At 40.4% G+C, this 12,754-nt stretch carries 13 protein-coding genes; 8 read left to right on the top strand and 5 right to left on the bottom strand.

The annotated features are described in order from the left end of the window. Positions 1–103: 103 nt before the first annotated feature. From AB1444_08720 to AB1444_08705, 4 genes are read right to left on the bottom strand one after another with little or no spacing between them, the layout of a single operon-like run. Positions 104–1,669, bottom strand: coding sequence for a nickel-dependent hydrogenase large subunit (locus AB1444_08720; protein MEW6526732.1), 1,566 nt, complete (start codon positions 1,667–1,669; stop codon positions 104–106). Then, positions 1,662–2,666 carry a hydrogenase small subunit gene (locus tag AB1444_08715; GenBank protein MEW6526731.1) on the bottom strand — a complete coding sequence of 335 codons (1,005 nt, stop codon included), beginning with the start codon at positions 2,664–2,666 and terminating at the stop codon, positions 1,662–1,664. Before AB1444_08715 ends, AB1444_08720 begins: the two co-directional genes overlap by 8 nt. Before the next feature lie 24 nt (positions 2,667–2,690). Next, entirely contained in the window at positions 2,691–3,158 is a 468-nt protein-coding gene (locus tag AB1444_08710; protein ID MEW6526730.1) for a HyaD/HybD family hydrogenase maturation endopeptidase, read from the bottom strand. A 22-nt stretch (positions 3,159–3,180) separates the two neighbouring features. Next, positions 3,181–3,585, bottom strand: coding sequence for a cytochrome c3 family protein (locus AB1444_08705; GenBank protein ID MEW6526729.1), 405 nt, complete (start codon positions 3,583–3,585; stop codon positions 3,181–3,183). 475 nt (positions 3,586–4,060) lie between these two features. Here AB1444_08705 and hypF point away from each other — a divergent pair, with 475 nt between their 5' ends. Genes hypF through AB1444_08670 form a run of 7 tightly spaced genes read left to right on the top strand, consistent with a single transcriptional unit; the run spans position 4,061 to position 10,578 of the window. Next, the gene (gene hypF, locus AB1444_08700) at positions 4,061–6,319 is read left to right on the top strand and encodes a carbamoyltransferase HypF (GenBank protein MEW6526728.1); all 2,259 of its coding nucleotides are present in this window, start codon (positions 4,061–4,063) and stop codon (positions 6,317–6,319) included. Next, positions 6,312–7,373, top strand: a complete 1,062-nt coding sequence (gene hypD, locus AB1444_08695; GenBank protein ID MEW6526727.1) for a hydrogenase formation protein HypD — start codon at positions 6,312–6,314, stop codon at positions 7,371–7,373. Before hypF ends, hypD begins: the two co-directional genes overlap by 8 nt. Next, the gene (gene hypE / locus AB1444_08690) at positions 7,373–8,371 is read left to right on the top strand and encodes a hydrogenase expression/formation protein HypE (GenBank protein MEW6526726.1); all 999 of its coding nucleotides are present in this window, start codon (positions 7,373–7,375) and stop codon (positions 8,369–8,371) included. Before hypD ends, hypE begins: the two co-directional genes overlap by 1 nt. Positions 8,372–8,388: 17 nt before the next feature. Next, the gene (locus AB1444_08685; GenBank protein MEW6526725.1) at positions 8,389–8,622 is read left to right on the top strand and encodes a HypC/HybG/HupF family hydrogenase formation chaperone; all 234 of its coding nucleotides are present in this window, start codon (positions 8,389–8,391) and stop codon (positions 8,620–8,622) included. After that, the gene (locus tag AB1444_08680) at positions 8,623–9,459 is read left to right on the top strand and encodes a fumarate hydratase (protein MEW6526724.1); all 837 of its coding nucleotides are present in this window, start codon (positions 8,623–8,625) and stop codon (positions 9,457–9,459) included. Further along, positions 9,456–9,983: a FumA C-terminus/TtdB family hydratase beta subunit gene (locus tag AB1444_08675; GenBank protein MEW6526723.1), complete on the top strand. Its 528-nt coding sequence runs from the start codon at positions 9,456–9,458 to the stop codon at positions 9,981–9,983. The genes AB1444_08680 and AB1444_08675 overlap by 4 nt, the downstream gene beginning before the upstream one ends. Beyond that, a complete protein-coding gene (locus AB1444_08670; GenBank protein ID MEW6526722.1) occupies positions 9,976–10,578 on the top strand; it encodes a CoA pyrophosphatase in 603 nt (200 codons plus the stop codon). Before AB1444_08675 ends, AB1444_08670 begins: the two co-directional genes overlap by 8 nt. 10 nt (positions 10,579–10,588) lie before the next feature. Here AB1444_08670 and AB1444_08665 read toward each other — a convergent pair whose 3' ends face one another. Beyond that, positions 10,589–11,188 (bottom strand): transposase, encoded by a 600-nt coding sequence (locus AB1444_08665; GenBank protein MEW6526721.1) that lies wholly within the window; start codon positions 11,186–11,188, stop codon positions 10,589–10,591. A gap of 1,278 nt (positions 11,189–12,466) precedes the next feature. Between AB1444_08665 and AB1444_08660 the strand changes: the two genes are divergently transcribed. Further along, positions 12,467–12,742 (top strand): hypothetical protein, encoded by a 276-nt coding sequence (locus AB1444_08660; GenBank protein ID MEW6526720.1) that lies wholly within the window; start codon positions 12,467–12,469, stop codon positions 12,740–12,742. The last annotated feature ends 12 nt before the right edge of the window (positions 12,743–12,754 follow it).

Raw genomic sequence — 12,754 nt, 5'->3', positions numbered from 1 at the left:
ATGGATAAACATTTCTGTATAGTTTCAATTCTTTCGATGCACTAGTATAAAAAAAGGCTATCACCAGCAGATGATAGCCCTTTATGAAAATCAGTATGTTTTCTTAGCAAATCTTGAAGGTTCCTATCTCCTTATCCCCTTCAACAACATGTACCGCACAAGCAATACATGGGTCAAATGAACGAACTACACGTGCCGCCTCAATTGGATTTTTAGGATCAGCTATTGGTGTACCTAATAACGCCTGTTCAACCGGTCCTAACTTGCCATCATCGCCTCGTGGACCGCAGAACCATGTGGTTGGTACCACGCACTGATAATTTGCTATCTTCTTGTCTTCAACAACAATCCAGTGACCCAATGCACCGCGTGGTGCTTCAGTTAAGCCTTCACCCTGGCTTTTGTCTGGTATTTCATAGGTTGAACGTGGCATTTCCCCAACTTCCAGATCATCAAGCCATTCATACATTCTCTGGCAAAGAAGTTTACATTCTATAGCGCGAGCTGCATGGCGTCCCAATGTTGAGAACACTGCATCGATATCAGCATTAAACACTTTGAGCAATGCATCAACCTCTTTCTTTACACCTGCATTGCCACCTAAATAATTGACCACTACACGTGCTAATGGGCCAACTTCCATTGGCATACCATCATAGCGTGGTGCCTTAAGCCAGCTATATGCACCAGCTTTATGAGGATCAGGATTAGTTTGACCCTGGTATGGATGCAGGTTGCTTCCAGAGTTGTAGCGAGCAAACCGTACCTGTTCACGAATCTTTGATGAATCAAATTCTTGTAGTTTTTTGCCATCAAAGACTCCCCGTTTAAAGAAGAATTCTGTCTGCTCTGGATTTTCTTCAAATACACCATATGACAGGAAGTTTGTATACCGACCAATCTTAAAATAATCGCTATAAGCTTTTGCCACAGCTATTACATCATTGATATACACTTCATTTACAAATTCTTCAACCTGTTTCAAAAGCTTTCTGTACTGACGTATAGCACTTCGTGTAGGAACCTGAGTAACGCCGCCTGGTACAAGCCCAATAAGATGCGGTACTCTTCCACCAAAAAGAGCAACCATCTGATGAGCTTTCATCCTCATATCAAGCGCCTGTACATAATGAGCTATGGCTGCAATATTCAAATCAAGGTCTTTGATATAAAAATCACCTTCATACCGTGGTAAAAATGGCGCAACAGCAGTAATAGCATCCTGTCGACCTTTCTTTACTTCAAGCTCATTCTTGGCCCAGTCACGCAAAGCAAGAAGCTTTTTGTCAGAGCCATTGTATTTCAGGATAGCGGTGATGTCTACATAGTCCAATGCAGCTAAATGGTAAAAATGCAATATATGTGACTGCAGATAGTTGGCACCAAAAACTAAATTTCTGAGTAACCGCCCGTTTTTATTGGGCACTATACCAAATGCTGCATCTAAACACTTGCTTGATGCAATACCGTGGGAAACAGGACACACACCACATATACGCTGTGTAATCTGATTTGCATCAACAGGGTTTCGCCCTTTTAAGATCATCTCAAAACCACGGAACATGTCCCCTTTACTTTTTGCATCAACGACCCTGCCATTCTGAACATCTATCTCAATAGAAAGATGACCTTCTATTCTGGTAATGGGATCCAATAATACCTTAGCCATTGATGACACCTCCATTCTTAAGTTTTACTACAGTGCTGGCAATTTCAGGATGTAGCGTTTGTAATTCATCATTGCTTGCTACAAGATGCTTATAAATACCTCTGTTGCCATAATCTGGGAATGGAGGCTCTGTACATCCTATACATCCTGAACCACAGCCAGTACAGGTATTCATACCACCTACCCAGCCACGGGTTGGAATATCACATCCCGTATCCATACCTAAACAGCCTAATAAATACAAACAGCCTTCTTCACCCCAGTGTTTTGCAAAACGTCCACGCTTATAATCGGGAAGTCGTGAGCATTTTTCATGAACAGTTGTTCCAAAATACATGAGTGGCCTGTTGTACTCATCAAGCTCTGGCATGCCTTTTAGTAATACATGTAAAAGTGTTCCCACCATCCAGTCTGGATGTGGCGGACATCCAGGGATATTAATTACCTTCTTATCAGGGAACATCTTCTGTAATGATATAGCACCTGTTGGGTTATCGCCTGTTGCCCGTATCTTTGCGCCAGGTATACCACCAAATGTTGCACATGAACCAACAGCAACCAGTGCTATTGCATTTTTACCCAATTTTTCAATCCATTCACGTGCACCAATGATTCTGCCATCCATCTCGCCTATGGTACAGTATTCATCAGATTTTGTAGGTATGGAACCTTCAACAATTAATATAAAATCTTTGCGGTTTGTCTTGACCGCATTTTCAAGAACCTGTATGGCAGCATGACCGGTACCACCGCATAATGTCTGGTGATAGTTCAGGCTTATGTATTCGGTAATAACGGTTGCAATATCAGGCTCAAGCTTATTCAAAAGTGAAACAGAACATCCAGAACATGACTGTGCCTGAATCCAGATTACATTGGTACGCTCTGAAGCTTTTTGTAATGCCCTTTTGCAACCCTGAATAAGTACACTTGGGAATGCTACCGCAGCGGTAGTAGCACCCATGACTTTTAAAAATTCTCTTCTATTTAGCGACATGTAACAACCTCCTAATGTATCAGGTTAATAAGCAGTAACACTATCAAGAATCAAATCCACAACTTTTGGAATTGATTCTGCTACCGAAGGGCTTGGTGTAATATCCAGTGTATTGATATTCTCAGGGACAATCCCTATAACTTCCACCTCAGGACTGTAACCCTGAACTTTCAACACCCGCAGCACCTCGGCAATTCCCATTTCATGCAATGAAACGTTAGGCGTCTGTGCTTTTAAATGCTTTCCATCAAATCTATAAATGCTACCTGGCCTGTCCTGTACTTTTAATGCATCAATAATAATCAGCTTATCAAAATCTATCATGTATGGAATGAGATCAAATCCCGCAGTTCCACCATCTAAGAGTTCCACATTATCAGGCAGGGTAACATTATTTTTCTGCATATACTGCACCACATGTACTCCAATACCATCATCCTTTTGAAGCAGATTTCCTATGCCAAGAATTAATGTTTTTTTACCTCGTTTCATTGTGCTTTTAAGCTACACGCTTTTATTCTTTAGCAATATGACACTCATTGCAAAGCACAGGGCCTTTTTTGGACTGAGCATGGCAATTAATGCACAGACCATGAATGGTATCCTCACCCTTTGCACCTTTGTGGCATTCTGCACACTGTTTGATCCTGTCATCATTGCCAGCTTTATGATGGCATACTACACACTTAATGCCTGCATCTTCATGCTTTTTATGTGGCATTGCAACAGGATCCATTGCATTCATGGTTGCACCAATCCCAGCTTGCTTGTCCTTTTCAGTAATAAACTTATTAATGTCTGTTACTGTAACAACATCAGTTGGACTGGGATTGATATTGGTTGTTCCCTCAGAGCAACCAATAATTACTGCAATGACAAGTATACCCATACAAACCACAAACAACCTGATTTTACTCACATTTTACCTCCTTACGCTGTATAGTTTGATAATGATAAATTTTATAGATTAGGCGTAAAAAACAATTAAAATATAGATTTTATTAATATGTGTAGCAAGTCAACCAAATAATTGATTTATCAATTTTTTAAAAAATTATAATAGTTGTTACATCTATCATCCCTGACCAGCAAGCAATTAAATTATCAATAGTGCTATCATATAACAGATATATTAATTTGTCAACTATAATTTAGAATTATATAAAATTATTAACTTCCATTAACCATGAAACAACACTGCATTGTATAGTTTCATAGAAATGAGTAACGCAATAAAGTAATCGTGCATCCATAATAAATCTCCCTTAAGGATGAGTATGTACTTTACCAGCATAACCAAAGAATCACGTTGTTTATATGCCTACAGGTTTTTGTAGATCAATTTTTTATATATGAATTGCAGGCTCCGAATATTTTGTGCTACAATGCTTACTATGACACATCATTATCACATACAGGTAAAAGGCATTGTCCAGGGCGTGGGATTCAGGCCATTTGTGTATACTATCGCCACAGAGCACAATCTATATGGTAGCGTTTCAAATGACACAGAAGGAGTAACAATCCATTTAGAAGGACCTGAAGAAGCTATCAAACAATGCATTGACATTATACGGAATAATCCTCCTCCGCTTGCCCAGATTATTGATATCAAAATCACCCAACTCCCACCCAATGGATTTAAAAGCTTTACGATACTGCAAAGCACTACAACAGGCACACGCGATGTATTTATACCACCTGATGTAGCTATATGCCATGAGTGCTTGGAAGACTTTTTTGACGTGCACAACCGTCGCTACCATTATCCCTTTACCACCTGCACGCACTGTGGCCCTCGCTTTAGCATAATTGACGACATCCCGTATGACCGGGATAACACCGCCATGGAGCCGTTTCCCATGTGCCCGCAATGCTACCAGGAATATACAAATCCGCTCAATCGCAGGTTCCATACACAGCCCAATGCCTGCCCACAGTGTGGTCCTCAAATAGTATTGTGCGATAGTTCCGGTAAGGTAATCCAATCTCAATTTGATGCCATAATCAGCCAGTTGCAGAAAATCTTACAACACCACATTGTTGCTCTCAAAAGCGTTGGGGGGTATCATTTAGCGTGCGATGCCACCAATGACCACTGTGTTGAGCTATTACGCCAGCGAAAACAAAGGCCTTTTAAGCCATTTGCCATTATGGTATCATCTATAGAATTTTTAGAAACATTCTGTGTTGTGACACAAAAAGAAAAAGAACTGCTCCAGAGTAAAGAGCGCCCCATTGTTCTTGTAAAATTACAAAAAAATATTCTAAGCCCATACGTTGCACCAGGACTCACCTACATCGGTGTTATGCTTCCCTATACGCCGTTCCAGCATATGCTCTTTTCAAACAATGAAGAAAGCATATACGTCATGACCAGTGCCAATATATCCGATGAGCCCATTATATACAATGACGATGATGCCTTTGACCGATTACACACAATAACTGATTACTTTGTCACCTATAATCGCCAGATACTATCGCACACTGATGACTCAGTAATGTATGTTATTGACGAAAAGCCATATTTTGTGCGCCGATCTCGTGGCTATGTCCCTGCACCTATTTTCATAAAAGAAACACCCCTTCATATCCTTGCAACAGGCGGTGATTTAAAAAATAGCTTCGCTGTTGCACGAAATAATGTTGCTATCGTAAGTCAGTTTTTGGGCGACCTTGCCACTCCGTGGGGCAATGACCTTTACAAAAAAACTATCGCCCATTTTTGTAAAATTTTTGATATTAAGCCAAAACTCATTGTCCACGATATGCACCCCAATTACTTCACCACCATGTTTGCACAGGAGCATACCACAATACAAACAGTTGCAGTGCAGCATCATCATGCGCACATTGCCTCGGTTTGCGAAGAACACAGGCTTTATGAACCTGTTATTGGCATTGCCTATGACGGTACTGGATACGGAACCGACCATACACTGTGGGGAAGCGAATTCTTAATTGCAGACTCAAAGGAATTTATCCGTGCAGCACATTGTGACTACTTTGGCCTACCTGGTGGTGAAAATGCCATCAAAGACCCATGGAAGATTGGCCTGTCCCTGCTTATGGCAGCATCCATTGATGATTCCACTTTTTTTACTCAAAAACAGGAAAAAGAATTTGTAAAAGAGATAGTCCATAAAAACATAAACTGCCCGGTAACCTGCAGCATTGGAAGGCTCTTTGATGGTGTTGCAGCTATCTTAGGGATTGCGCATCACATCAGTACCGAAGCCGAAGCTGCTATGCTTTTAGAGGAAAGAGCACTGGAAGCAATAGAAGACAATTCAGCGTTTGCAATCCCCATCAAGCAGGGACACGGGCTTGTCATTGACACTACTCATATTATTAAGGAAATTGTAAATATGATAGAACTACGTATCCCCGTGGCTGCCATTGCCATGCGTTTTCACAGAGCAATAGCTGAAGTTACTATTGCTACTGCATGTAAACTCAGGGAACGCTATTCAATAAATAAGGTTGCCCTTTCAGGGGGCGTGTTTCACAATAGAATATTGCTTCACCTTATAGTACAGGGACTACAAAAAAAATCATTTGACGTATATACACCGCACAAACTACCGTGTAATGATGGCGGGATTGCCTTAGGACAGATTGCTATTGCCAGGGAGAATATTCATGTCTGATATTAAAAAAGAAGCTGCTATCTTATCACAGTATACATTGCCCCAACCTGTTGCCATAATGGAAGTATGTGGCACACATACAACTGAATTTTTCCGCACGGGGGTTAAGGACATATTTCCACAAAATTTACGACTTATTGATGGCCCAGGTTGTCCTGTATGTGTTACCTCTAATGATTATTTAGATACCGCTATTGCTATTGGCTGGCAGCATAACTGTGTTATTACCACTTTTGGCGATATGATGAAAGTACCTTCGTCATACAGTTCACTTGCAAAGGAAAAATCAAAAGGGCTGCAGGTTGAGGTTGTCTATTCCCCCATGGATGCCGTTGATATGGCACAAAAAAACCCTGATAAAAAATTTATTTTTTTGAGCATTGGCTTTGAAACCACTGCACCTGCTGAGGCTGTCTGTGTGCTTGAAGCAAAAAAGAAAAATGTAAAAAATTTCTTTCTTTTACCTGGCAACAAACTAACGGTACCCGCCGTGAAAGTGTTACTTGACTCCGGTGAGGTAAACATAGATGGTTTTATACTACCAGGACATGTGAGCGCTATCATTGGCAAAAATGCGTGGGATTTTATTGCTACCGATTATAGCAAACCTGCTGTTGTTGCAGGTTTTGAAGACCACGACCTCATCCGCGGAACACTCATGTTGCTTGATCTTATTAAAGAAAATACACCCAGAGTGCTGAATGAATATCCCCGTGTTGTACGTAACGAAGGGAACCCAAAGGCGTTAGAAATACTGTATAGCGTTTTTACAAAAGGCAATGCTACCTGGCGGGGGATTGGAGTCATTCCTGAAAGTGGCCTTGATTTAAAAGAAGAATATGCAGATTTTGACGCATATAGACAATTCCCTGTGGATGTGCCTCCGCCCAAAGAACATCCCGGATGCCGCTGTGGCGAGCTTTTGCGCGGTGTGATACTACCAACTGATTGTCCGCTGTTTGGCAAAGCTTGTTCACCGGAACATGCGATTGGTCCATGCATGGTTTCATCAGAGGGCCCGTGCTCAGCATACTACAAATACGGGAGGAAATAATGGATATAATTGTTCCCGGCCACGGTAGTGGCGGCAAACTGATGAATGATCTTATCAATAACCTCATAAAATCTACTCTTGGCAATGAAACCATACAATTAGATGATGCAGCACATCTTAAACTTGCTACAGACAGCATTGCATTCACCACTGACAGCTATACTATTACACCAATTGAATTTACCGGTGGAACCATTGGAAGCTTAGCGGTAAACGGCACCGTCAACGACTTAGCAGTACTGGGAGCTACACCTCAGTATATTTCATGTGCACTGATACTGGAAGAGGGACTTGAAATAGAAACACTCAAACGCATACTAGTTTCTATGAAAGAAGCAGCCATGAAAGCAGGCGTGGCGATAGTTACCGGTGACACCAAGGTTGTGCCAAAAGGCAAAGGCGACCGTATTTATATCAACACAGCGGGCATAGGAGTGTTTACAAATCCACCCCAGCGAAGAGAGATAAAGCCTGGCGATACCATTATCATTAACGGCAGCATTGGCGATCATGGCACCACCATAATGGCACTGCGCAACAATCTTACATTTTCAAAAGGCCTTTCATCAGATTGTGCTGCACTCAATCATCTTATTGAGGATGTAATACGTTATTATCCTGATGCCATTAAATTTATGCGCGATGCCACGCGAGGTGGTGTTGCTTCCGTACTCAATGAAATTACGAAAAACGCCCCATTTGGTGCTAAACTGATAGAAGATAATCTGCCGGTAAAAAATGAAGTACGTGGCGTTGCAGATATATTAGGCATTGACCCCTTATACATTGCAAATGAAGGCAAGGTTGTAATCATTGCTGACAAAAGTTATACTCAAGGTATTGTTGAAATTATGAAAAAGCATCCTGAAGGCAAAGATGCATGCATAATTGGTCATATTACAAACGAATTTACCGGTAAAACATATATTCAAACTAAAATTGGTGGAAAAAGAATACTACCTGTATTAATTGAAGAACAACTGCCACGAATATGTTGAAACTTTAGGAGGATACCATGTGTCTTGCAATACCGATGACAGTAAAAAAAATTGAAGGGACCAAAGCAATTGTTGAATCCATGGGAGTTGAGAAGGTAGTTGACATTGCTCTGACCCCTGACGTTAAAATCAACGATAAAGTTATTGTCCATGCAGGCTTTATCATAGAAATACTTGACCCCCAAGCAGCCCGCGAAATAGAAGCAACGTGGGATGAATACACAACATTGCTGGAGCAAGAACATAAGTAAATGCGCACCATTTCTCAGGAAGAGCTTTACACTGCTGTTGCAAACCTTGTAGTCCAGGCTAATTTTCACTTACCTGACCACGTAGTACAGGCACTATCTCACATGCGTAATAGTGAACAAAAACCTTTACCAAAAGAAACCCTGAATATATTGCTACAAAATGCCACCATTGCTGCCACCAAGCATATTCCTTTATGTCAGGACTGTGGTTCAGTTATAGTATTTTTGCAGATAGGCACCGGCGTTACCATTGATGGCAACCTAGAAGAAATAATAAACAGAGCAGTTGCCGATACCTACAAAAGTCACTATTTACGGCCATCCATAGTAAAAGATCCACTGTTTGACAGAACCAACACCGGAACTAATACACCGGCGTTCATCCACACCGAAATTGCTGAAGGGAATTCTGTTGTCATTACAGTATACATAAAAGGTGGTGGATCAGAAAACATGTCTTCAATCAAAATGTTTACTCCAACAGCAGATAGTGAAGAAATTATTGATTATATAGTGACAACTGTTAAGCAGGCTGGCCCTAATCCCTGTCCGCCACTTTTTTTAGGCATAGGGATTGGCGGGACTGCTGATGTTGCCATGCTTAATGCAAAAAAGGCTGTATTGCAAAAAGAACCGCATCCCAAAGAAGAATATCGTAAACTAGAAGAGGTTATATTACAACGGTGCAATAACACAGGTGTTGGTCCTTTAGGTTTTGGTGGCAACCATACTGTTGCTATGGTCAGGATAAAAGAAGCCTCTACTCATATTGCAACACTTCCCGTTGCACTCAACCTTAACTGCCATTCACTACGGTACAGGTCCACAATACTATGAAAACTATTGATTTACATACACCTATTTCAGATTATGATTTACAACAGTTAAAGGCAGGGGACTTTATAACCATATCCGGTACCATCTATACTGCCCGTGACAAAGCTCATAAAAAGATTGCAGAACTTATAGCACAGCAAAAATCTCTCCCCATAGATTTTACCAATGCAGTACTCTACTACGCTGGACCAAGCCCTGCACCACCAGGGATGCCTATTGGAGCTATCGGCCCCACAACATCATACCGTATGGATGCCTATACGGACATCATGCTGTCATTAGGCGTCAGGATGTTTATAGGCAAGGGATCTCGCAGCAGCGAAGTTAAAAAACTTTTTGTTAATTATAAAGCGGTATATTGCTCAAGCTTTGGAGGTGCTGCTGCCTATCTCAATCAATGTGTTGTGGATGCGCAGATAATTGCGTTTGAAGAGTTTGGCCCTGAAGCCATATATAAATTAACCGTTGAAAAATTTCCTGCTATAGTAATCAATGATACATATGGCGGTGACCTGTATGCTTAATTTCAATGATTATAACGAATTTATGATATTTTGTGACAGGATAAAGCAGGTATTGCACCAGCGCCCGCCCCGGTCAATTGAACGAAAAAGTCTAAAGGATGCTGCAGTGCTCATTCCTATTCTTTTCAAAGACAATCAACCACATGTACTTGTTACCAAACGTACAAATAATGTTGGCACTCATAAGGGTGAGGTTTCATTGCCCGGCGGTGGAATTGATGAAGATGATGCTACACCACTTGATACAGCACTGCGGGAAACGTTTGAGGAAGTTGGTATTAAGCCTGATGATGTAACCGTATTGGGTGAATTTGACCATTTTATATCAATATATGGTTTTCATGTATATACGTTTGTTGGGATTATACCGTATCCTTACCAGCTTACCATTAACTACAATGAAATTGAATCATATACTGAGGTGCCCCTTTCATTGTTTGTAGAAGAAAAATTTGATGATGTAAAATATTATACCTATGAAGGCATACCATACGCCATTTATTATTACCATTACAATGGCTATACCATATGGGGTTTAACCGCTCGCATTCTCACTGATTTTTCACGGAAAGTAATAAGAAGTATTAAGCTCTGACCCTTTTTTTTCACACCCACTCACATATCATGGAATACTTCTTTTTATAATATTCCTCATAACGCATAAACACAGCCACTCTCTTGGCAAAGGTTTCCCCTAACTCTATAAAATACTCATGATGGTCTATGGGAACTCCTACATCGGCATTTTCATCTAAATATGCCTGTATGCTGCTGTAGTGGTATTTGGTGGGGTCAGAGCATAATCTTTTGCGTATTGGGTTATACGCCAAATACCACAACAACCACAACAAATAGTGAAACCCATCTTTAGCAAACTGTATAATGCTATCCTTATACCGCTCATTCCAGAATGGTCCAGTTCTTCCTGTTAGTTTATTATACAATTCTGCAAATCGTGCCTTAATATACTGCACAATACGGGATATTGGTGCACCATCATCTACTGTATGAATGACTAAGTGTATGTGGTTATCCATAATACAGAAGGCAATGAGCTTAAAGTGATACTTAGCTTTAGCTTTGTTTAGTATTTCTACAAAGCAAGCCTTAAAAAAGTCTTCCTGCAACATAGATTTCCACTCTATGCAGCGGGAAGTGATATGATAGGTTAACCCTGGTAGCTGTACCCGCAATTTCCGTGCCATAGTATTCCTCCTATAAGTGTAGTAGTAATATGCACATTACGCTTCTACTGTATACAACGCTTTTGGTGGGAAAAATTAAAAGGAATTGGGAAAAATTTTGTACTTTTTGATAAAAAAGTTAGAAAAATTGTTAAACCATGGGGTCAGAGCATACTATCTCCATCACAACATCATTTAAACCCCGAAGAGGTGATATTATTGTAAGAGGGTCAGAGCTCAGGCTCTACCTATCTCTGCGGTCTTTGCGTGAAAAAAACTGATGGAACACGCAGAGTACGCAGAGTGTACTGAGTTATTGGAGAGATAGTGGGATTTTGAGGGGGCAAATCCTTAATGATAGGAAGATATGTAAGATCCTTAGTGGGGTCAGAGCATACTATCTCAACCCCATCACAACATCATGCAAACCCCGAAGGGGTGATATTATTGTAAGGGGTCAGAGCCACATTCTCCCCATCTCTGCGGTCTCTGCGTGAGACCAACTGATGCATCACGCAGAGTTATTAGGGAGGTAGTGGGATTTGAGGGTCAGAGCCTAATAAGTAGATCCTGAATCAAGTTCAGGATGACTTGTTGCCTATACGTCATTCCGGTCATCTCTTTTTGTCATTTCGAGCGCAGCGAGAAATCTTTGCCTCCCACTTTAAGATTTCTCAGTTACTACGTTCCTTCGAAATGACAAAGTAATACGTCATTCCGGGCTTGAGACGGAATCTTTATCCTCACCACTGTAGATCCTGAATCACGTTCAGGAGGACACCTGTTATTCACTATAAAACCCCGAAGGGGTGATATTATTGTAAGGGGTCAGAGCCACACTCTCCCCATCTCTGCGGTCTCTGCGTGAGACCAACTGATGCATCACGCAGAGTACGCAGAGTTATTAGGGAGGTAGTGGGATTTGAGGGTCAGAGCCTAATAAGTAGATCCTGAATCAATCCTGAAATAAATTCAGGAGATGGTTCAGGATGACATCCTGTTATTCACTTTAAAACCCCGAAAGGGTGATATATATTATTGTAAGGGGTCAGAGCTTTAAAATCAAAAGATTTTATTTAAACTACTTAATAAAAATCTTTACAATTTTAAACACTTATAATTATAATTAATTTATATTATTATTTTTACTTAAATATCCTATTATGAACAAAATATGAAAACATGTACCATTCTGCAGTTGTTCACAGTGATATAAAATTCATATTTAATACAAAGTATAGTAATATAGGAAATGATGAAAATATTTAAAGTCAAATTTTATATATTAGGGTTGTAACAATGAAGAAAATTTTTGCCCTTATACTCTGTATTATACTGGCATACTTTACAGCCTGTATTGGTGAAAAGTTATCCGAAGAAGAATTTGCAATTTTATGGCAGGAATACCTATCACGCGAATTTATTGAAAGTTTTGACGAACAACAATCATCCAAGCAACGCCGTGAAATTATGGATACGGTGTTACAGGATTTTAAAGTGAGCCAGCAGGCATTTTACAGTTACTGTAAAACAAAACATCCTGATAAATATAAGCTTTTTGATGTAAACCCTTAAACCAAGTGAGGA

The organism is Spirochaetota bacterium, assembly GCA_040756435.1.
In the GTDB taxonomy this organism is placed as follows: Bacteria; Spirochaetota; UBA4802; order UBA4802; family UB4802; genus UBA4802.
The sequence above is the reverse complement of the archived record's forward strand: the minus strand, read 5'-3'. Positions and strand labels throughout refer to the sequence as shown.

Excerpts from the sequence above, each read along its gene's own strand:
- AB1444_08715 (MEW6526731.1), bottom strand. The coding sequence starts at position 2,666 with ATGTCGCTAAATAGAAGAGAATTTTTAAAAGTCATGGGTGCTACTACC.
- AB1444_08670 (MEW6526722.1), top strand. The coding sequence starts at position 9,976 with ATGCTTAATTTCAATGATTATAACGAATTTATGATATTTTGTGACAGG.
- hypD (MEW6526727.1), top strand. The coding sequence starts at position 6,312 with ATGTCTGATATTAAAAAAGAAGCTGCTATCTTATCACAGTATACATTG.
- AB1444_08680 (MEW6526724.1), top strand. The coding sequence starts at position 8,623 with ATGCGCACCATTTCTCAGGAAGAGCTTTACACTGCTGTTGCAAACCTT.
- AB1444_08720 (MEW6526732.1), bottom strand. The coding sequence starts at position 1,669 with ATGGCTAAGGTATTATTGGATCCCATTACCAGAATAGAAGGTCATCTT.
- hypE (MEW6526726.1), top strand. The coding sequence starts at position 7,373 with ATGGATATAATTGTTCCCGGCCACGGTAGTGGCGGCAAACTGATGAAT.
- hypF (MEW6526728.1), top strand. The coding sequence starts at position 4,061 with ATGACACATCATTATCACATACAGGTAAAAGGCATTGTCCAGGGCGTG.
- AB1444_08660 (MEW6526720.1), top strand. The coding sequence starts at position 12,467 with ATGAAGAAAATTTTTGCCCTTATACTCTGTATTATACTGGCATACTTT.
- AB1444_08665 (MEW6526721.1), bottom strand. The coding sequence starts at position 11,188 with ATGGCACGGAAATTGCGGGTACAGCTACCAGGGTTAACCTATCATATC.
- AB1444_08685 (MEW6526725.1), top strand. The coding sequence starts at position 8,389 with ATGTGTCTTGCAATACCGATGACAGTAAAAAAAATTGAAGGGACCAAA.
- AB1444_08675 (MEW6526723.1), top strand. The coding sequence starts at position 9,456 with ATGAAAACTATTGATTTACATACACCTATTTCAGATTATGATTTACAA.
- AB1444_08710 (MEW6526730.1), bottom strand. The coding sequence starts at position 3,158 with ATGAAACGAGGTAAAAAAACATTAATTCTTGGCATAGGAAATCTGCTT.